At 52.3% G+C, this 20888-nt stretch carries 20 protein-coding genes; 19 read left to right on the top strand and 1 reads right to left on the bottom strand.

Features of this window, described 5'->3' with window-relative positions:
- Nucleotides 1-15 precede the first annotated feature (15 nt).
- The 15 genes from ACFSUF_RS10830 (at nucleotide 16) to spoVM (ending at nucleotide 15144) form a co-directional block, all read left to right on the top strand.
- Nucleotides 16-903, top strand: a complete 888-nt coding sequence (locus ACFSUF_RS10830) for a YicC/YloC family endoribonuclease (RefSeq protein ID WP_377602775.1) — start codon at nucleotides 16-18, stop codon at nucleotides 901-903.
- A 118-nt stretch (nucleotides 904-1021) separates the two neighbouring features.
- Complete coding sequence (remA, locus tag ACFSUF_RS10835) at nucleotides 1022-1282, top strand: extracellular matrix/biofilm regulator RemA (protein ID WP_009672664.1); 261 nt, start codon at nucleotides 1022-1024, stop codon at nucleotides 1280-1282.
- Nucleotides 1283-1296: 14 nt separating this feature from the next.
- Entirely contained in the window at nucleotides 1297-1902 is a 606-nt protein-coding gene (gene gmk / locus ACFSUF_RS10840) for a guanylate kinase (protein ID WP_377602776.1), read from the top strand.
- A gap of 48 nt (nucleotides 1903-1950) precedes the next feature.
- Nucleotides 1951-2148, top strand: coding sequence for a DNA-directed RNA polymerase subunit omega (rpoZ, locus tag ACFSUF_RS10845; protein ID WP_377602777.1), 198 nt, complete (start codon nucleotides 1951-1953; stop codon nucleotides 2146-2148).
- Between the two features lie 90 nt (nucleotides 2149-2238).
- The gene (gene coaBC / locus ACFSUF_RS10850) at nucleotides 2239-3456 is read left to right on the top strand and encodes a bifunctional phosphopantothenoylcysteine decarboxylase/phosphopantothenate--cysteine ligase CoaBC (protein ID WP_377602778.1); all 1218 of its coding nucleotides are present in this window, start codon (nucleotides 2239-2241) and stop codon (nucleotides 3454-3456) included.
- The gene (gene priA / locus ACFSUF_RS10855) at nucleotides 3453-6014 is read left to right on the top strand and encodes a primosomal protein N' (RefSeq protein ID WP_377602780.1); all 2562 of its coding nucleotides are present in this window, start codon (nucleotides 3453-3455) and stop codon (nucleotides 6012-6014) included. Before coaBC ends, priA begins: the two co-directional genes overlap by 4 nt.
- Nucleotides 6015-6064: 50 nt before the next feature.
- A complete protein-coding gene (gene def / locus ACFSUF_RS10860; protein WP_377602782.1) occupies nucleotides 6065-6541 on the top strand; it encodes a peptide deformylase in 477 nt (158 codons plus the stop codon).
- Nucleotides 6542-6547: 6 nt separating this feature from the next.
- Nucleotides 6548-7492: a methionyl-tRNA formyltransferase gene (fmt, locus tag ACFSUF_RS10865; RefSeq protein ID WP_377602784.1), complete on the top strand. Its 945-nt coding sequence runs from the start codon at nucleotides 6548-6550 to the stop codon at nucleotides 7490-7492.
- Between the two features lie 37 nt (nucleotides 7493-7529).
- On the top strand, nucleotides 7530-9011 hold the full coding sequence (rsmB, locus tag ACFSUF_RS10870) for a 16S rRNA (cytosine(967)-C(5))-methyltransferase RsmB (protein WP_377602786.1): 1482 nt from the start codon (nucleotides 7530-7532) through the stop codon (nucleotides 9009-9011).
- Between the two features lie 124 nt (nucleotides 9012-9135).
- Entirely contained in the window at nucleotides 9136-10182 is a 1047-nt protein-coding gene (gene rlmN, locus ACFSUF_RS10875; protein WP_377602787.1) for a 23S rRNA (adenine(2503)-C(2))-methyltransferase RlmN, read from the top strand.
- An 8-nt stretch (nucleotides 10183-10190) separates the two neighbouring features.
- Entirely contained in the window at nucleotides 10191-10946 is a 756-nt protein-coding gene (locus ACFSUF_RS10880; RefSeq protein WP_377602788.1) for a Stp1/IreP family PP2C-type Ser/Thr phosphatase, read from the top strand.
- A gap of 5 nt (nucleotides 10947-10951) precedes the next feature.
- The gene (pknB, locus tag ACFSUF_RS10885) at nucleotides 10952-13120 is read left to right on the top strand and encodes a Stk1 family PASTA domain-containing Ser/Thr kinase (protein WP_377602790.1); all 2169 of its coding nucleotides are present in this window, start codon (nucleotides 10952-10954) and stop codon (nucleotides 13118-13120) included.
- A gap of 42 nt (nucleotides 13121-13162) precedes the next feature.
- Nucleotides 13163-14056 (top strand): ribosome small subunit-dependent GTPase A, encoded by an 894-nt coding sequence (gene rsgA, locus ACFSUF_RS10890; protein WP_377602791.1) that lies wholly within the window; start codon nucleotides 13163-13165, stop codon nucleotides 14054-14056.
- Nucleotide 14057: 1 nt separating this feature from the next.
- On the top strand, nucleotides 14058-14711 hold the full coding sequence (gene rpe / locus ACFSUF_RS10895; RefSeq protein ID WP_377602792.1) for a ribulose-phosphate 3-epimerase: 654 nt from the start codon (nucleotides 14058-14060) through the stop codon (nucleotides 14709-14711).
- 352 nt (nucleotides 14712-15063) lie between these two features.
- Nucleotides 15064-15144, top strand: coding sequence for a stage V sporulation protein SpoVM (gene spoVM / locus ACFSUF_RS10900; RefSeq protein ID WP_055107596.1), 81 nt, complete (start codon nucleotides 15064-15066; stop codon nucleotides 15142-15144).
- 256 nt (nucleotides 15145-15400) lie between these two features.
- On the opposite strand, the gene rpmB is transcribed toward spoVM, so the two are convergent.
- Complete coding sequence (gene rpmB / locus ACFSUF_RS10905) at nucleotides 15401-15589, bottom strand: 50S ribosomal protein L28 (protein WP_068608211.1); 189 nt, start codon at nucleotides 15587-15589, stop codon at nucleotides 15401-15403.
- A 245-nt stretch (nucleotides 15590-15834) separates the two neighbouring features.
- On the opposite strand from rpmB, the gene ACFSUF_RS10910 reads away from it, so the two are divergent.
- Genes ACFSUF_RS10910 through recG form a run of 4 tightly spaced genes read left to right on the top strand, consistent with a single transcriptional unit; the run spans nucleotide 15835 to nucleotide 20865 of the window.
- A complete protein-coding gene (locus ACFSUF_RS10910; protein ID WP_377602794.1) occupies nucleotides 15835-16194 on the top strand; it encodes an Asp23/Gls24 family envelope stress response protein in 360 nt (119 codons plus the stop codon).
- 16 nt (nucleotides 16195-16210) lie between these two features.
- Complete coding sequence (locus tag ACFSUF_RS10915) at nucleotides 16211-17923, top strand: DAK2 domain-containing protein (protein ID WP_377602795.1); 1713 nt, start codon at nucleotides 16211-16213, stop codon at nucleotides 17921-17923.
- A 23-nt stretch (nucleotides 17924-17946) separates the two neighbouring features.
- A complete protein-coding gene (locus tag ACFSUF_RS10920) occupies nucleotides 17947-18810 on the top strand; it encodes a DegV family protein (protein ID WP_377602797.1) in 864 nt (287 codons plus the stop codon).
- 3 nt (nucleotides 18811-18813) lie between these two features.
- On the top strand, nucleotides 18814-20865 hold the full coding sequence (recG, locus tag ACFSUF_RS10925; protein ID WP_377602798.1) for an ATP-dependent DNA helicase RecG: 2052 nt from the start codon (nucleotides 18814-18816) through the stop codon (nucleotides 20863-20865).
- The last annotated feature ends 23 nt before the right edge of the window (nucleotides 20866-20888 follow it).

Genomic DNA, 20888 nt, shown 5'->3' on the forward strand with positions numbered 1-20888 from the left:
GGATGTGAAAGGGAAATGATATACAGCATGACAGGCTTCGGCCAGGCCGACCGGCCGATAGGAGAATACCACTTGCGGGTCGAGGCGAAGTCCGTAAACCACCGCTACAGTGAAGTGACGGTACGGATACCCCGGGAAGTAATGAAGTACGAGGATCTCGTGAAGAAAACCGTGCTTAGGGACGTGAAACGGGGCCGTGTCGACGTGTTTGTCGCCATAGAACGCAGCGCCTCCGCTATCCGCAGAGCTGAGCCTAATTGGCCCTTGCTTGACGGATATATCGAAGCGGCTAAGCAGATTAAGGAACGTTACGGGATCGGCAGGCTGCCTGAGGTTTCGGAGCTGATGCAGCTCCCGGATGCGCTTCTGTTTCCCGAAAGTCAGTCTGCTGACGAGACGGGTGTCTGGGAAGAAGCAATCACCGAGTGCACCTCTGAAGCAGTCCGGAATCTGCAGCACATGAGGCGTAAAGAAGGCGCCAGTTTGGAGCTTGACCTTGCCGAACGCCTGCAGGCGCTGATTTCCTCGCACGGGCAACTGGTGAAGACCGCTCCTTCCGTGGCGTCGGAATACAGGGAGAGGCTGATCCGGAAGCTGGCGGACTGCGTGCCTGACGAACAGGGCCAATTAGATCAACGGCTGCTGACCGAAGTTGCCATCTTTGCAGAACGGTCCAGCATTGACGAAGAACTGACGAGATTGAACAGTCATTTCAAACAGTATGCTGATTTGTTAACCGAACCGAATCCGGTTGGACGGAAACTGGATTTTCTCCTTCAAGAGATGAACCGTGAAGTCAACACCGTCGGCTCTAAGGCCAATCACAGCGAATTGACCAGAATCGTCGTAGAAATGAAAGCGGAGCTTGAAAAAATCCGTGAACAGGTGCAGAATATCGAATAACGGCGGTTTTTTGAGCGCCATTCTATGAAAATAGTATGACACCTGTTACATCCGGCAATAATAGAGCAGTGCGCGTTACTGAACTTTAGTTTTCAGGGGAACTGTGGGAGGAACCAACATGGCAATTAAACTTATTAACATCGGTTTTGGTAACATTGTATCGGCAAATCGTATTATCTCTATCGTCAGTCCGGAGTCCGCTCCCATTAAACGGATCATCCAGGAAGCCCGCGACCGGCACATGCTGATCGACGCCACTTACGGAAGACGGACAAGAGCTGTGATTATTACGGACAGTGACCATGTGATCCTGTCTGCGGTTCAACCTGAAACGGTAGCGCACCGCTTATCGAATAAAGACGATGACCATGATGAGTAAAGTTGGGGAGACGTATGAATAAAGGGTTACTACTCGTATTATCCGGCCCGTCCGGCGTAGGCAAGGGAACGGTCTGTTCAGCACTTCGCAAATGTGCGCCGGAGCTGGTATATTCGGTTTCCGCCACAACACGTTCTCCTAGAGCGGGCGAACTCGACGGCGTGAACTATTTTTTTAAATCAAGAGAACAATTTCAGGATATGATTCAAAATGACCAGCTGTTGGAATATGCTGAATATGTGGGGAACTATTACGGAACGCCGCGGGATTTCGTGCAGAAGACGCTGGATCAGGGCCTTGATATTATTTTGGAAATTGAGGTTCAAGGTGCGCTGAAGGTGAAGGAGAAGTTTCCTCAAGGGGTATTCGTGTTCCTCATGCCGCCTTCTTTACAGGAACTACAGCAGAGGATTGTAGGCCGGGGAACGGAATCCGAAGAAACGATCCGTCACCGAATGAACGCTGCCAGGGAGGAAATTAATCTGATGCAGCATTATGACTATGCCGTTGTCAACGACCGGATTGAGTCGGCCTGCTCACGGATTCAAGCTATCATCACGGCCGAGCACTGCAAGCGTGAACGCGTCATGACGGAATTGCTGGAAGGCGTACAGCTCTAGGTATTGGGATTTTCATATAGATCAATTATAGAAGAATGAGGTGTTCGGATGTTATATCCTTCCATTGATGAAATGGTGCGTAAAGTTGACAGCAAATACTCTTTGGTGGTGGCTGCATCAAGACGGGCAAGACTGCTCCGCGACGGCGCGAAATCGGAACTGCGGCAACCGAAATCCCACAAATTCGTAGGCGTGGCTCTCGAAGAAATTTACACAGACCATGTCGTATACGAACGAGTAAAGTAGCATTCACTTAACAACCCTTGGCGGTTGTTATTTTTTTGCTTAAAGAATAGAGCATCCTTGCGTGGATATGAGGAAAAGGGGGGCGTGCCGGTGTTAAAGGGGAAAAAGGTCGTTCTTGGCATATCAGGAGGCATTGCCGCTTTTAAAGCGGCTTCTATATGCAGCAAACTCGTACAAAAAGGTGCAGCTGTCAAGGTAATTATGACGGCTTCCGCCACCAAATTCATTACGCCGCTGACGCTTCAGACTATATCGAAGCATCCTGTGTATGTAGATACGTTCGAGGAACTTGATGCGTCGGTAGTATCCCATATTGATCTGGCTGACAGCGCTGATTTATTTCTTGTCGCGCCGGCAACGGCAAACGTGATCGGAAAGCTGGCGAACGGCATCGCGGACGATATGCTCAGCACAACGCTTTTGGCTGTAACGGCTCCTGTCGTGATGGCTCCGGCTATGAACGTGCATATGTACGAGCACCCTGCGGTCATCGAGAATATAGAAAGGCTTGCTTCCAGGGGGGTAAGATTCGTTGACCCGAATGAGGGGCAGCTCGCGTGCGGTTATGTCGGCAAAGGCCGCCTTGCGGAGCCCGAAGAGGTTGTTGCGGCGATCGAATCGTATTTTGCGGAAGAGCAGCTTCTTCAAGGGAAACGTGTTCTGGTGACTGCCGGCGGCACCCTGGAGCGGATCGACCCGGTCCGTTATATTACGAACGATTCTTCAGGTAAAATGGGGTTCGCTATTGCCGCTGAAGCGCGCAGAATGGGGGCGGAGGTTGTCCTGGTCGCAGGCAATACATCGGCAGGGGAAGTGCCGGGAGGAGTTAGCCTCGTTCGGACGGGATCTGCTCAACAAATGTATGATGAAGTGCTGCAACAGCTTCCGCAGACGGACATTATCATCAAGGCCGCAGCGGTCGCCGATTATCGTCCGAAGCAAACGTTCCAACAAAAGATAAAAAAAACCGGAGAGGAGCTCGTTCTTGAACTTGAACGGACTCCTGATATTTTGCAAGCTTTGGGCCAGCGCAAGAAGAACGGGCAGTTTATCGTCGGTTTTGCAGCGGAGACCGAGCAACTGGAGCAGTACGCCATGGAAAAGCTGATCCGCAAAAATTGCGACCTGCTTGTGGCGAATAATGTGGCTCTTGAGGGTGCCGGTTTCGGGACGGATACGAATATTGCCAAAATTTTTGACCGGAGCGGGTTGGTGCAAGAATTGCCTCTCATGACGAAGCAGGAGCTGGCGTCCCGTCTGCTGCGCCTTGTAGCATCCCGGATTCAAAGGTCAGGAGACCGCTCGTGACTTACGCAAAGATTATTGTAGATATCCCATCAAAGGAGACAAATCGGCCTTATGACTATCGCATTCCAGCGTCCCTCTCGGACTGGGTTGAGATTGGCAGCCGGGTAGGCGTTCCTTTCGGGCCTAGAGTGCTGCAGGGCTTTGTTGTCGATCTGCATCACGAAGCTGAGGTCGATGCCTCCAAAATTAAGCCGATTTCGGATGTGCCGGACCTGGTGCCCCCGTTAACGGCCGAGCTTGTCCGGCTGTCCCGCTGGATGAGCCAAACCTACTTATGCCATGAAATTACCGCTTTACAGGCCATGCTCCCGGGTGCATTGAAAGCCAAATATGAAAGATATATCGCTTATTCCGGGCAAGAACCGCACCTAAGAGATGATGGTTCAGCCGGGAGTGGTACGGATATAGGCTGGACTGAGGGACAGGGTATCCTTTTTGACACGGAACCGCTGGAAGAAGAAGCCATTGTGCAATATGTGAAACTAAAAGGACCTGTTAAGGCCGAAGCTCTCATGAGCAGGTTCGCGGATCATGCGGCGGTGGTAAAGCGTCTGCTTCAGTCCGGCATACTCGAAGAAGTCCAGGTCATCAAAGACCGGCTTTCCCAAAAGAAAGTGCTGACCGTATTCCCATCGGAAGACCGTGCCCGCGTCGAGGAATACATAGCCGGGCTGCCCGCAAACCGGAAAAGGCAGAAGGAAGTGCTGGAGCATTTCTTGAACCATCCCTTCCCCGTGAAACAAGCGGAGCTGCTCGCACTGCTTGAAATCAGCTCTTCGACGCTGAAGAGCCTTGCGGAGAAGGGGCTTGTTCACATCTGGGAAACGGACGAGCTTCGCGACCCGTATGCGGGCCGTGATTTTGTACCGACCCGGCCTATGGCTTTGACGCCTCAACAAACGGAAGCTTATCGTGCAATCGCCTCCGATCTGGATGCACACCGCCATCGTACGTATCTGTTGCAAGGGGTGACCGGCAGCGGCAAAACCGAAGTATACCTGCAGACGATACAGCGTTGTCTGGACCATGGACGGGAGGCGATTGTCCTCGTACCCGAAATTTCTTTGACACCGCAGATGGTGGAGCGCTTTAAAGGAAGGTTTGGCGATCAAGTGGCTGTATTGCACAGCCGTCTTTCCCAGGGAGAGCGTTATGATGAATGGCGCAAAATCCGGGCGGGGAAAGTGAAAGTGGCCATCGGCGCAAGATCGGCTGTCTTTGCCCCTTTTACCAAAATCGGCCTGATTATCATTGATGAAGAGCATGAGTCCTCCTATAAACAGGAGGAGAGCCCTAAGTACCATGCAAAAGATGTGTCGATCCGCCGTGCGGAAGCGCATCATGCTGTCGTAGTGCTGGGATCGGCTACGCCGTCTTTGGAAACTTTTTATCAGACCAAAGTGGATGCATCGGGCCGCCCGTGCCGGTTAACAGGCCAGGAACCTGCCATCCGTTTGCTGATGATGAGCGAGCGCGTCGAAGGGCGTCCGCTGCCTGAAGTGAAAGTAGTCGATCTGAGGGAAGAATTGAAAGCCGGCAACCGGTCTATGTTCAGCAGGGAATTGCATCAAGCGATCGAAATCCGGCTGCAGAAGAAAGAACAGACTGTGCTGCTTCTGAACAGGCGCGGTTATTCCACCTTTGTCATGTGCCGAACATGCGGCTTTGTGGCTGGCTGCCCTCATTGCGATATTTCGCTGACATACCACCAGCGGTCCCGGAATATGCGCTGTCATTATTGCGGCTATGCCGAGCGCGAACCTCATGTCTGTCCGGAGTGCCAAAGCGAGCATATCCGGTTTTTCGGAACGGGTACACAGCGGGTGGAAGAAGAACTCGGCAAACTGTTTCCGGGCATACGCGTCATACGCATGGATGTGGATACGACGACGGAAAAGGGTTCTCACGAAAAGTGGCTGACGATGTTCCGAAACAAAGAGGCGGACGTGCTGCTTGGTACCCAAATGGTTGCCAAAGGGCTGGATTTTCCGGAGGTGACGCTCGTTGGCGTGATTGCTGCGGATACGGTTTTGAATCTGCCGGATTTCCGTGCGGGTGAGAAAACGTTCCAGCTGTTGACCCAAGTAGCCGGACGTGCCGGAAGGCACCATCTACCCGGTGAAGTGGTGGTCCAGAGCTACTCGCCGGATCATTACAGTATCGTACATGCCAGCCGGCATGACTATAGCTCGTTTGTTTACGAGGAGCTGGAACTGCGTAAGGAAAGAGGGTATCCGCCCTATTGCCGGCTCATTTTAATAACGATGTCTCATGAGGAAATTCCTGTTTTGGTCAAAATGGGAGAAGCCCTTGCGAATTCTTTAAGAGAGCGCGCTTCGGCCGCGGGATCGTCCGATCCTGCCTTTGAAGTGCTGGGCCCGGTAGCCTCGCCGATCCCGAGGATAAAAGATAGATATCGGTTCCAATGCATGGTAAAATATCGGGGAGAGACGCCCGCTGTAGATCAGGTCCGATCGGTGCTGGCGGCTTTTGAAGCTAAGGCGAAGCCGTATAAACTGCAGATCAGCGTTGATGTGGATCCGCAAATTTTGATGTAGATTTCAGGTAAGCTTATGGGAAAGATCCCTTACTATAGGAGGAAGTATAGATGGCTATTCGTATTATTGTAAAAGATCCGGATCCGGTATTAAGAGAAATTGCCAAACCCGTTCCGAAAGTGACCCCGAACATTCAAAAGCTGCTTACGGATATGGCGGATACGATGTACGACGCGGACGGGGTAGGCCTGGCTGCGCCGCAAATCGGCATTTCTAAAAGAGTGATTGTAGTCGATGTAGGCGACGAACACGGTCTGATCGAGATGGTAAACCCGGAAATTATCGCACAGGAAGGCGAGCAGATCGGCGCCGAAGGATGCTTGAGTATCCCGAACCTGAACGGTGAAGTGAAACGGCATGAGAAAATTACGGTACGGGGCCTTGACCGCGACGGCAAGGAAATTACGGTGGAAGCTACAGGCTTGTTATCCCGCTGCTTTCAGCATGAAGTGGACCATTTGAACGGGGTTCTGTTCACTGATCTGGCTACCTCCGTATACGACCCAAGAACACAGCCTGAGGAGTGAGGACGGATGAATATCGTATTCATGGGGACTCCGGAATTCGCAGTTCCCTCTCTCCGTGTTCTGTTAGAAGGCGGTTATAACATCGTAGGAGTTGTAACACAGCCGGACCGGCCCAAAGGCCGTAAGCGCGTATTGACGCCTCCGCCGGTGAAAGTGGAAGCGCTGGCTCATGGCCTCCCGGTTCTGCAGCCTGCCAGAATGCGTTCGCCCGAAGCGGTGGAAGAGCTGGCAAGGCTGAAACCGGATCTGATTGTAACGGCAGCTTACGGTCAGATTCTTCCCAAAGCGGTTCTGGATCTGCCGAAGCTCGGCTGCATTAATGTACATGGCTCCTTACTGCCTAAATACCGCGGCGGCGCGCCGATTCAGCATTCGATCATGAACGGCGAGCCGGAAACGGGCGTTACGATCATGTATATGGCCGAGGGGCTGGATACCGGTGACATGATCAGCAGAACAGCGCTACCGATCGGTGAGGAGGACACGGCCGGAACGATGTTTGAGAAACTGGCTGTTGCCGGAGCCGCTTTGCTGAAAGAAACGCTGCCCGCGATTATCGAGGGCCGTATTGAGGCTGTCCCGCAGAACGATGAGGAAGCCACATATTCTCCTAACATCACGCGTGATGACGAGAGAATTCAGTGGCAGCGTTCCGCTAGAGACGTGTTCAACCAGGTGCGCGGATTGAATCCATGGCCGGTAGCATTTACGCTTTGGAACGGTGAGGTATTTAAGGTTTGGAAATGCCGGATAGGTACGGTGATGCGCAGTCCGGGAGCGGAAACGCTTGTGCCGGGAACGGTGCTCCGCGTTTCAGACGAGGGTATCGAAGTGGCTGCCGGAGACGGCACGGTGTTGCTGACGGAGGTCCAGCCTGCGGGTAAGAAGGCGATGGATGTGGCACAATTTAACCGTGGCAGTAAACTCGAAGCCGGCACGGTTTTCGGGTGATTATATCATCATCGCGATATAGAAAGGTAAGTATACTTTGACTGAACAACGTAAACAGAACAGCGGCAGTCCCGGTAAGGGGACGTCACGCAGAAACCGCCGCAGTAACGGGGCTGGTGCTCCTGGCGGCACGGCTTCCGGCAAACCGTCAGGCGGCAAGCCGCGGACGCCTTCCGCCCGCGAGCTTGCGATGGACATCCTCACCCGGATCGAAACGGAACATTCTTATAGCAACCTCCTGTTGAATCAGAGCCTGCAGAAGCATGAGCTGGAGCGGCAGGAAGCCGGGCTTGTAACCGAGCTAGTGTACGGTACGATCCAGCGGATGAACACGATCGATTATTTCCTGGACCGTTTTGTGGCCAAGGGTGTGGCCAAGCTGCAGCCATGGGTACGCGCCTTGCTGCGGCTGAGTTTTTATCAGCTGTATTACCTGGACCGGATTCCGGTGCACGCGGCGGTGAACGAGGCGGTCAACATCGCCAAACGCCGCGGACACCAAGGCATTTCCGGCATGGTCAACGGCGTGCTGCGCAATGTGCATCGCAGCATGGATACGTTGACTTTGCCGGCGGATTTGCCCGCCGTACGCCGCATCGCCCTCGAGCATTCCCATCCGGAATGGATGGTTGCCCGGTGGGCGGCGCAGTACGGCGAAGAAGAAGCGGCGAAGTTAGCCGCTTCGAACAATGCCGCGCCGCACGTCAGCGTACGTGCGAACGCGAACAGGCTCTCCCGCGCGGAGCTGCTGGCGCAGCTGGAGCGGGAGGGGGTGTCTGCCCGCCCGTCCGTGGTCGCGCCGGCGGGCGTTGTGATCGAGAACGCCGGTAATATGGCGCACTCTCCGTGGTTCCGCCAAGGGCTGCTGACGATGCAGGACGAAAGCTCGATGCTGGTCGCCGAAGTCGTCGACCCGCAGCCCGGCATGTCCGTCCTGGACTGCTGCGCCGCCCCGGGCGGCAAAACCACGCACTTGGCGGAGAAAATGAGCGATCGCGGCAAGATAACCGCGAACGATGTGCATCCGCACAAGGAAGCGCTCGTGGCCGAGCAGGCTTCGCGCCTCGGCCTCAGCTCGATCCGCACGGCGGTCGGGGATGCGAAAGAGCTGGCCGGACGCTTTGCGCCGGGCTCGTTCGACCGCATCCTGCTGGATGCGCCGTGCTCGGGACTCGGCGTCATCCGGCGGAAGCCGGACGCCAAATGGACCAAGCGGGAGAGCGAGATCGGCGAAATCGCCGATCTGCAGTATGACATTCTCCGCTCGGTCGCCGGGCTGCTGCGCAAGGACGGTGTGCTTGTGTACAGCACCTGTACGATTGAACCGGAAGAAAACGAGAAGCAAGTGCAGCGTTTCCTGAGCGAACATCCGGACTATCAACTGGATACGGAGCTTGATTCGCTTGTGCCCCGCGCCGTTTTGGAAAAGGCCAGGCTGAGTGAAGGAATGCTTCAAATTCTGCCGCAGCATTTTCACACGGACGGTTTTTTCATTGCCCGGCTTCGTAAAATCAGGTAAACTCATCCGAAGGGTATGTTCGAAAGCGTCACGCTCCCGGACCTACCCTTTAGACATAACGCCGTTTATGATAAAATATAACGGATGACATACAATAATTGAAAAACTAATAGGTTGTGATAATTTGAAACCGTTCATTTATGACTATACACTCGAGATGCTGCAGGAATGGGCCAAAGAGAACAAGGAGCCTGCGTTCCGCGCCGGGCAAATTTTTGACTGGCTCTATGTGAAGCGTGTCGGCAGCTTTGAAGAAATGTCTAACTTACCTAAGAGCCTCAGAGAGAAGCTGGAGGCTCAATTTAATTTTGTAACCCTTAGCGAGATTACCCGGTTCGAGTCCAAAGACGGCACTGTGAAATTCCTGTTTGCGCTGTCCGACGAACACTCGATCGAAACCGTCATTATGAAACACAGCTACGGCAACAGCATCTGCGTAACTACGCAAGTCGGCTGCCGTGTCGGATGTACGTTTTGTGCATCTACTTTGGGCGGGTTGAAACGAAGCCTGACAACGGGCGAAATTGTCGCCCAGGTCGTGCAGGCACAGAAAATTCTCGATGCTACCAAAGAGCGCGTCAGTTCCATTGTCATCATGGGCATAGGGGAACCTTTTGAAAACTATGATAACACCATGAACTTCCTGCGTATTATGATTCACGAGAAAGGCCTGAACATCGGGCAGCGACATATTACCGTTTCTACGTCGGGGATCGTGCCCAGTATTTATAAGTTTGCCGAGGAGAACACCCAGATCAACCTGGCGATTTCCATCCATGCGCCGAACGATGCTCTGCGCTCTAAGCTGATGCCGGTCAACCGCCGCTTCCCGTTCGAAGACGTAATGGAAGCCTGCCGTTACTATATTGCCAAAACAGGCCGCCGCATTACGTTCGAATATGCGTTAATCGGCGGTGTTAACGACCGTCCCGAGCATGCGGAGGAACTGGCGGATGTGCTCAAGGACTTGCTTTGCCACGTTAACCTGATTCCGGTCAACTATGTGCCTGAACGTGACTATGTCAGGACACCGAGAGACGATATCTTTGCATTCCAGCGCGTTCTGGAACGGAAGAAGATCAATGCTACGATCCGCAGGGAGCAGGGGCATGATATTGCGGCAGCATGCGGTCAGCTGCGCGCGAAACATATGGAATCCAGTTCGAGGTGATATTCGAAATGAAATCAGCTTACCTTACGGACATCGGGCGGATCCGCCCGGTGAACGAGGACCGCGCGGTAGTGGAGAAGCTGCCGAGCGGGTTTTATCTTGCTGTCGTTGCCGACGGCATGGGCGGCCATCAGGCCGGGGAGACCGCAAGCCAGACCGCAATGGAGCAGATTACGGCTCTGATGCGGCGTGTACATAAAGAGATGTCGATCGGCCAGCTGGAATTGGCTATGAAAGAAGCGATTCTTCAGGCCAACCGGGCAATTTACACAATTGCTTCGGGACAGGACCGCCTGCGGGGAATGGGAACCACAGTAGTGGTCGTGCTTGCAGCGGATCATTTTATCATTGTGGGACATATCGGGGACAGCCGTGTGTATAAATTAAGTGACGGCGTATTGCGGCAGTTAACGGACGATCATTCTCTCGTGAACGAACTGTTAAAATCAGGGCAGATTTCAAGCGAAGAGGCGATCCACCATCCCCGCCGGAATGTGGTTACCCGTGCGTTGGGAACGGAAATGCTCGTGGAGCCTGAAATCCAGCATTTATACTGGAATGAGGAAGATATTGTTCTGCTGTGCAGCGACGGGCTGAGCAATATGGTTGATCCGGGCGAACTGCAGCTGACTTTGGCCAGCTCGTCGGATTTGGATGCCAAAACCCGTGAACTAGTCCGCCTTGCCCTGGAAGAAGGCGGAGACGACAATATTTCGGTCGCCCTGCTATGGAATGTACCTGCAGATGATGAAGGAAAGGGGTGAGATGAATGATCGGATTAGAACTAGGCGGACGCTACGAGATTATTTCCCGGATCGGCGGCGGAGGCATGGCACTCGTCTACAAAGGGCATGACATTCTGCTGAACAGGAAAGTGGCCGTAAAGGTGCTGCGTCAGCAGTTCGTGCACGACGAGGAGTTCATCCGCCGTTTCCGCAGAGAAGCCCAGTCTGCTGCATCGTTATCTCATCCGAATGTGGTCAGCATTTATGATGTCGGACAAGAAGATGAAATTCATTATATCGTCATGGAGTATATTGACGGGCATAATTTGAATGAAATTATACAGCAAAGGGCCCCTCTGCAAGTGGAAGAGTCCGTTCGGGTCGCTTCCCAAATATGCGATGCACTGGAACATGCGCATCAGAATCATATTATTCACAGGGACATTAAACCGCACAACATTTTGATCGGCAAGAACGGACGGGTAAAAGTAACCGATTTCGGAATCGCCCGCGCGGTGACGTCATCTACCATTACCCAAACAGGTTCTGTTATCGGATCCGTTCACTATTTCTCTCCAGAGCATGCCAAAGGTGTCATCACCGGTGAGAAATCGGACTTATATTCTTTAGGTATCGTACTTTATCAAATGCTGACGGCCCAACTGCCTTTTCTTGGCGAAAGTCCGATCAGCGTCGCTTTAAAGCATTTACAGGAACATGTGGAAGAACCCCGTAAGGTAAACCCGGTCATTCCTCAGAGCGTTGAGAATGTAATCTTGAAAGCTATGCGCAAAAACCCTGAGGAACGCTACCAGTCGGCAACGGAAATGCTTCGTGATTTGGAAACCTGTCTGCTGCCAACGAGGTTGAATGAACCGAAAATACAGTTCCATACGTTTGATGACGGGGAACAGACTAGAGTCCTGCCCGCTATCAAACCGGAGCATGTTGCCGCGTATCAGGCAGCCAACCAGGCTTCCCAACAGGCAACGAACCCGGGAACGTTTCCGGGGACGGGAGATACAGCAGAGCTTAGCGGAACTGAATCTAAGCGCAAAAAAACTTGGATCAAGCCTATGTCATGGATTCTAGGGACGCTCATCCTGCTTCTGCTCATGTGGTTCGGCGTGCAGTGGGTGAAAGCCCAGCTTACTGTTCCAGAAGTAGCCGTTCCGAACGTTATTAACATGACGTTGGATGAAGCGCGTACTTCCTTGATGGAAGCAGGGCTCGGGGTCGAGGAGCCGCCTATCTATGTTGCGAACGAAGAGGTTCCGAAAGATACGGTACTTGAGCAGAACAAGATGGACATGAAGGTGAAAAAGGGAGACCGCATTCAGCTCACTGTAAGCAAAGGCGTTACGATGGTAATGCTGGCCGATTACAAAGGGCAGAATTATGAGAAGGTGAAAGCCAATCTGATCTCTCAGGGCGTGGACGAGGCGCTGATTTCCGATAATGTGGTGTACTCCGATGAGGAGCCGGGAATCATTCTGGACCAGTCGCTTCCGGCCAACCAGGAAATGAATCCGAAGAAGGATGCTCTTGTATTTACCGTGAGTAAAGGCCGCGAGACGTTTAAAATGCCTAACTTGGTGGGGTATACTGAGAATGAGGCTAAAGCGATCGCGCTTCAGCATAATTTGAAGCTTCCGGAAGGGAATATCAAATCGGAACCGAGCTATGCGCCTAAAGGCGTCGTATTTAAACAGTGGCCTTACGAACCCAACGCACCTGTGGCGGAAAATTCCGAGATTACGATTTATATTTCCTCCGGCTATCCGGAAGAAGCTAAATTTGTGACCCAGATGGTAACCGTACCTCCCGCTGAGCAGGGTAAAGAGAGCAAGGTCCGGATCGTATACAGCGATGCCCGCGGTGACAATATTGAGTGGGGCGCCAAAAAGATAACGGATACGCAGACGTTCCCTGTGGAATTGGTACTATCGCCCGAAAAAGACGGTATAATTCGCGTATACCGTGACGACCAGAAAGTGAATGAAGCTACCATCCCTTACGATCAGGTAGACAACGGCGATCAGCCGGCGGTAACTATCCCTGACAGCCCTTCCCAGGAAACAACCGATCCGGCTTCGGGTGGAGACCAGCCAGCCGTTTCAGATCCCGCCGTTACGGATACTACTTCTGGAGCTGCTCCTCCAGAGGATAACAAGGGGAAGGACAAGGGCAAGGATAAAGGCAAAAAAGACTAGGTTCGCAGCGAATTAAAATGACGGATAACGAGGATTGAGTTCATGCCTGAAGGTTTAATTGTGAAGGCTTTAGCAGGGTATTATTACGTGCTGCCGGACGGCGGCGCCGCTACCGTGCAATGCCGGGCGCGGGGCATATTCAAAAAACGAGGACAGTCCCCGTTGGTCGGCGACCGGGTGGATTTCAGCATAACGGAGAACGGGGAAGGCATGGTGGATGAACTCCATGCCCGGTCAACGGAGCTGATCCGTCCCCCTATCGCGAATGTGCGGCAGGCCGTTCTGGTTTTCTCCATGGCGGAACCGGCTTTGAATATTCAGCTGCTGGATAAATTTCTTGTCCATACGGAGCATGCCGGGTTGACGTCCGTCATTTGCCTGACCAAAGCGGATCTGCTTGAGAAAGAGAAAGACAGAACTGCTTGTGAAGAGGCGGTCCGCCTATACCGCGATATTGGGTATGAGGTCATTTGGACAAGTTCGAGAAATGAAATCGGTGTTGAAGAGGTGCGGGACCGTCTTGCAGGCACGATCAGCGTGTTCTCCGGGCAGTCCGGAGTCGGAAAATCGACGCTGTTAAACCGGATTGTCCCCGGCTTAACACTGGAAACCAATGAAATCAGCATGAAGCTGGGCCGGGGAAAGCATACGACACGTCATGTGGAATTGATCCATTTAGAAAACGGCGGGGTCGTGGCTGATACACCCGGTTTCAGCCAGCTGGATTTTTTGAATATCGAACCGGAAGAACTGGGCTCCTGTTTTGTTGAATTTGCCGCATTAGCGCCCCAATGCAAGTTCAGGGGATGCCTGCACCAAAATGAGCCTAAATGCGCGGTCATCGATGCTAAAGAAGCGGGTACGGTAGCTGCTTCGAGATACGATCATTATCTTCAATTCCTTACGGAAATGAAGGACAGAAAAAGGAGGTACTAATGTGATTCATATTGCGCCTTCCATCCTTTCGGCGGACTTCGCCAAGCTGGGACAGGAAATTCAGGAAGTGGAAAAGGGCGGGGCCGACTGGATCCATATCGACGTGATGGACGGGCATTTTGTACCGAATATCACCCTTGGCCCGGTCATTGTGAAAGCCATCCGCCCTTACACCAAGCTGCCTTTTGATGTGCATCTGATGATGGAGGAACCGGAAAAGTATATCGAAGCTTTTGCTGACGCAGGGGCGGACTACATTTCCGTACATGTGGAAACCTGCCCTCATTTGCACCGTGTGATTCACCTGATTAAGGAACACGGCGTTAAGCCTGGGGTCGTTTTGAATCCGGCTACTCCGGTATCCTTGATTGAACCTATTTTACAAGATGTGGACCTGGTGCTTGTGATGACCGTTAACCCGGGCTTTGGCGGACAGCAGTTCATACCTGCGACGCTGGATAAGATCAGAGCTTTAAAGCAAATGCTGGATCAAAAAGGCCTCTCCCGTGTCCATATAGAAGTCGATGGGGGAATTAACACTGAAACAGCCGCACATGTAGTGGAAGCCGGTGCAGACGTACTTGTTGCCGGAAATGCGGTCTTTGGTTCAAAGGATCGTGCGGGGGCTATTGCGGCCATCCGAGGCGGGAAATAAACATCTGCTGACTGTGAGACAGGCATAGCAGCGCGGTTTTAAGCATAGATATGGTTACATGAGATGAGCAAACGTTACCCTCAAGACGAGAGACGTACAGCTCCGCTGAACAGTTCAGCGCATGCAGCCGTATCTTTTTTTTGTGCCCGCACATGTGTCGTCCCCTATTCCGAATGGTAACCATCATAGCCATTGCGGCATAGAATGGACTTGTAGGCCAATCGCTGCGGCGATTTGCCCAGGGCCGGCGCACGAAGAGTCATTTGAGGTAACGGCTCAGGGAACATGCAGGAGGAAGGCTCCGGCTAAACCTACGGAGAACAACGCAAGACTATGCTAAGGAGGGGTAGATATGAAATTCTACACATTCAAACTGCCGAAATTTTTGGGTGGCTTCGTGAAAGCCGTGCTGAACACCTTTCAAAAAAACTAACGGAAGCGAGGCGTAAGGCCGGCATCCGTAGGCAGCACGGCAGCACGAAATTGATGGCGCGCTTTCTGCAGTTCATGCCATGAAGGGTGGGACGCGCCTCATCCCGTTGACCGGCCTTAAGCAGCGGTCCTACACCATAAAAAAGCCACGAAAAAAAGCACCTTTGCAGGTGCTTTTTTGGCATGTTCATGTCAGTTACCGGACAAATTACACACGTTATCTTTCTGCGTTGTAACTTGCCGGGTTTCCGGACAAATTACACACGTTGTACTTTGCCGGATTTCAGAGCGCGAGTACTTACCCAAACGCGCTTAGGTTTACCGTCCACTAGGATACGAACCTTCTGAACGTTGACGCCCCAAGTGCGTCTAGTTTTATTATTAGCGTGGGAAACGTTGTTTCCTGTGCCAGGAGCTTTGCCTGTAACATAGCATTTGCGAGACATCTACTACACCTCCCTCATAAAAAGAAACCGCAACATAAAAACACTTAGATATAATAGCATTGTTAGTAGGCTCATGTCAATGAGGAGGCGATCGTTTTTTTCGAAACCAACTTTGCGCGGTTACTAAAATCTGCGACGGGAAAGCTGTTAAAAGATGTATGCAGCAATGAAATACTTACCTTTTTGTGTACATTATAGTACAATGGTATTTAGTCCATAATATCTGAAAAGGAGTTGGTATAAGCATGCCGATTCAACTAGACAACGAATTAGGTAAAGTTCATATCTCTGACGAAGTAATTGCCGGTTTAGCTGGTTCTGCTGCCTTGGATTGTTATGGGCTTGTAGGCATGGCTTCACGCAAACAATTAAAGGACGGAATTGCTGAACTTCTGGGTCGGGAGAATCTGGGCCGCGGTGTGGAAATACGCCGGGAACAGGAGGGGCTCCATATTGACTTATACGTGGTTGTCAGTTATGGTACTAAAATATCAGAGGTGGCCCACAACATCCAGAATAAAGTGAAATATGTATTGAACGATGTCGTCGGACTTCACGTAGACTTTGTAAATATAATTGTACAGGGTGTTCGCGTATCTCGCTAGGAAGGGGAATATTAGCTTGAGTAAGCGCTTTATTAATGGAACGGATTTTACAACTATGGTGGTCACGGGGGCCCGGAACCTGCATGACCATGCGGCGGACGTGAACGCGTTGAATGTGTTCCCGGTGCCGGATGGGGATACAGGCACCAATATGAATTTGACGATTACTTCAGCAGTCGAGGAGCTCAAGAAGAAATCGTCGCCGCATTTGGGGAAGTCGGCTGAACTTCTTTCCAAAGGACTTCTTATGGGCGCGCGTGGGAACTCGGGCGTAATTCTATCCCAGTTGTTCCGCGGGTTCGCCAAATCTGTGTCCGGTTTGGAGCAGGCGGGTCCTGCCGAAATGGCTGCGGCCTTTCAATCCGGTGTAGACATGGCTTATAAAGCGGTCGTCAAGCCTGTCGAAGGCACCATTCTTACCGTTGCCAAAGAAGCAGCCAAGCATGCCGTCTGGTACGCTAGACGCGCAACAGATGTAGTAGACTTGATGGAGGCTGTACTGGAGAAAGCGAATGAAGCGCTTGCGAACACGCCGAATCTCCTGCCTGTCCTGAAACAAGTAGGCGTTGTAGATTCCGGAGGCCAGGGTCTCGTGTATATATATGAGGGGTTTGTCAGCGCACTGAAGGCCGGCGGCGCCTCCACGGATTATACATTGGACGCCAGTTACCGTGCTGCGGCGGCAGTTGCCGAACCGGCACCGATTCAGGTTCCGAAGAGCGCACAGGCTCAGCTTGATACGGATGCGATTGAATTCTTTTATGATATGGAATTTTTCATTAACCGTTCTACCGGGGAATTCAACCATGTGCCGTTTCACGAGGAAACGTACCGCCGGGAACTTGCCAAAGACGGCGATTCGATTATTGTTATCGACAGCGGCGATATCATCAAGGTTCATGTCCACTCCCGCAAGCCCGGGGATGTGTTCAACTTGTCCATGAAGTATGGAGAGCTGACACGGATGAATATTTTGAATATGAGAGACCAGCACCGCGATCTTCTGGCGGGTGAGTTCGAACCGGCCGATTTCTATGAAGAGACCGGCAGCGAACCTATCGTGGAAGTGAAACCATACGGCATGATTGCAGTATCTATGGGCCAAGGAATTTCCGATATCTTCTCGTCTCTTGGAGTTGACGTCATTCTGTCCGGAGGACAGACGATGAATCCGAGTACGGAAGATTTTGTGAAAGCAGCCTCTGCCATTGAAGCCGCAACTATCTATATTTATCCGAATAACTCCAATATCATTCTGGCAGCGGAGCAGGCAAGAGATCTCGTTGAGGATAAGCAGATCGTGGTCATCCCTACGAAAACGATACCTCAAGGAATTGCGGCCGCGCTGGCGTTCAATCCGGAGGAGATCGAGGAAAACAATACACCTGCGATGAAAGAAGCTATCGGGCGCATTACATCCGGCCAGATTACGTATGCGGTCAGAGATACGCAAATCGACGATCTGCAGATCCAATCTGGCGACTATCTCGGATTGAAGAATAATAAGATCGTGGTTAATCATCCGGATTTGCTTGAAACCGCTAAACAGCTGTTGGAATCTATGATTGTGAACGGGGACGAAATTGTAACCATTCTGACCGGAGCAGACGCGAAAGAAGAGGAAACGCAGGCGATTGCCGATTTCCTGTCGGACCGCTACCCTGGAACGGAGCTGGAACTTCATAGCGGCGGACAGCCTCTTTATTGTTACATTTTCTCAGTAGAGTAATTAGAACGGACTAGTAAAATGGGGTGAAGAAGTTGACATCGATCCGGATCGTTACGGACAGTACGGCTGATATCCCGCAATCCGTGCGTCAGGAGCTGGGTATCGAGATGGTTCCTTTGAAGGTGAATATCGACGGGGAAACTTACCTCGATAACGTGACTTTGCACCCGGATCAATTTTATCAGATGCTGCCTAGAGCCACTGTGCTGCCTAAGACGTCACAGCCTTCTCCGGCTGATTTCCTGGACACATACCATCGTATTTTAACGGAAGACCCGGATACTCATATTCTTTCCATTCATTTGTCTTCCAGATTCAGCGGCACATACCAGTCCGCGACCATCGCTCGCTCCATGCTGGAGGATGAAACCAAGGTGACTGTGCTTGATTCCAAAACCGTAACCTACGGGGAAGGCGTGCTTGTCACAACTGCTGCAGAGATGGCTCGAAACGGAAGCGATCTTGAGTCGATATTGGAGAAGCTGGCTGAGATCAGAAGAAATACGCAGGTGTATTTCCTGGTGGATACCTTAGAATATCTGCAAAAGGGCGGACGTATCGGGAAAGCTTCTGCAATACTCGGCTCGCTTCTCAATATCAAGCCGATACTATCGATCGATAACGACGGCGAGGTATTTTCTCTGGACAAAGTAAGAGGGAATAAGCGTGCGGTGGCTCGTATTTTAGAATTGATGAAGCAGGAATTTGCCGGGGAACCTGTCAAAGTTATGGTGGAATATACGGATTCACAGCTGCCGGCAGATCAAATAGCGGGACTGATCCATGGGAATATGAACGTGAGCTCCATGGACTATACATGGATCGGACCTGTTATCGGGACGCATGTCGGACCGGGTACTTTGGGCGTCATTGTGACGCGGGTGTAACACATGATGAAACTGACCTCGATACTAGTCAGCCAAGTCTCCGGGATCGGCGCTCAAAAGGCGAAGGACCTGGAGGCTTTCGGCATTCTGAATGTGTTGGACCTGGTGGAATACTTTCCGTTCCGGTATGAAGATTATCGTCTCCGGGAGCTTGCGGATGTAAAGGACGGGGAGAAAGTCACGGTGTCCGGCAAGGTATTTTCCGTAGCGGTTCTCCAGCGTTTTGGCGGAAAATCCAGGCTGTCCTGCAAGGTGATGGTGGATTCCATGCTGGTTACGGCTGTATGGTTTAATCAACCGTTTTTGAAAGATCGGCTCATCCCGGGAACGGAAGTAACGATGACGGGCAAATGGGATATGAAAAGGCTGCAGGTGACGGTATCGGAATCGGAATTCGCGGATAAGCGGGGACCGGCCCATTCAGGCACAGTGCAGCCTGTTTATTCTGTCGGGGGGTCGATTACGCAGAAATGGATGCGTAAATCGATTGCCCAGGCCTTAAAGCAATTCGGAGAGCTGATTGAAGAAATATTGCCTGCTGAAATCATGGACAAGTACGGGTTCATGCCGCGAAAACAAGCCATCCGAGCCATACATACGCCGGCAGACGTGGAGGAAGGGCAGCGTGCACGCCGTCGGATCGTGTATGAAGAATTGTTCTTGTTCCAATTGAAGCTGCAGGCCTTTCGGACGCTGAACCGCGGCCGGGCGGACGGCCTCGTCCATGGCTACGACAATGAAGAGCTTCGTGCTTTCATCAAGTCGCTACCGTTTGAGCTAACCGATTCGCAGAAGCAGGTCATTGCGGAAATTATCCGCGACCTGCGCCAGCCCTACTGCATGAACAGGCTGCTGCAGGGAGACGTAGGCGCAGGGAAAACGGTAGTCGCGGCGGTTGCTTTATTCGCCGCGGTGAAGTCAGGGTACCAGGGGGCGCTCATGGTACCCACGGAAATTTTGGCGGAGCAGCATACGAGATCGCTGCAGCGCCTGTTTGAACCGTTCGGCATGCAAGTCGGCATACTGACGGGCAGCTTGACGGAGAAGCGGCGCCGCGAGGTGCTGGCCGCTCTCCAAATGGGGCTGCTGGACATCGTCGTCGGTACGCACGCGCTGATTCAGGAAGATGTATTCTTCCGCCAGCTGGGGCTTGTGGTTACGGACGAGCAGCATCGGTTTGGAGTTAACCAGCGCAGTATCCTCCGACGGAAAGGCATGAATCCTGACGTACTGACTATGACTGCTACGCCTATTCCCCGCACGCTGGCAATTTCCGCTTTCGGAGATATGGACGTATCGACATTGCGGGAGCTGCCGAAAGGCAGGAAGCCGATTGAGACGTTTTGGGTGAAGCACGATAAATTGGAACGCGTACTTGCTTTTATCCGCAAAGAGGTGTCTCAAGGGCGCCAGGCCTATGTGATTTGTCCACTGATTGAAGAATCGGACAAGCTGGAATACCAGAATGCTTTGGATGTGCATGCACAGCTGCAGTTTGAGTTCCCGGACCTTCGGGTCGGTTTGCTGCACGGCAGGATGACCGCAGGGGAGAAGGATGAAACGATGAATGCCTTCAGCTCGGGGGAAACGCATGTCCTGGTCTCCACCACTGTCATCGAAGTCGGTGTCGACGTGCCGAATGCAACGCTGATGGTCATTTACGATGCGGAGCGATTCGGTTTATCACAGCTTCATCAGCTGCGCGGCCGGGTAGGGCGGGGAGCGCATCAATCGTACTGCATCCTTATTGCGGACCCGAAGTCCGAAACAGGCAAAGAGCGCATGAAGGTAATGACCGACACCAACGACGGTTTTGAAATTGCCCGACGGGACTTGGAACTGCGCGGACCGGGTGATTTTTTCGGGACCAAGCAGAGCGGCCTTCCTGAATTCCGGGTTGCGGATTTGTCGACCGATTTTGAGGTGCTGGAGCAGGCAAGGGACGATACGGCGGAGCTTGTGGCGCAGTCCGATTTCTGGACGGCCGCTAAGTACGTAAGCCTGCGGCACTATTTACAGCGGGAACAGATTTTTCAAGGTGATTTGTTGGATTAACCGGCAGGGCGGCAGACGGAACG

This window comes from Paenibacillus gansuensis, from assembly GCF_042684925.1.
Taxonomy (GTDB): domain Bacteria; phylum Bacillota; class Bacilli; order Paenibacillales; family DY6; genus Paenibacillus_N; species Paenibacillus_N gansuensis.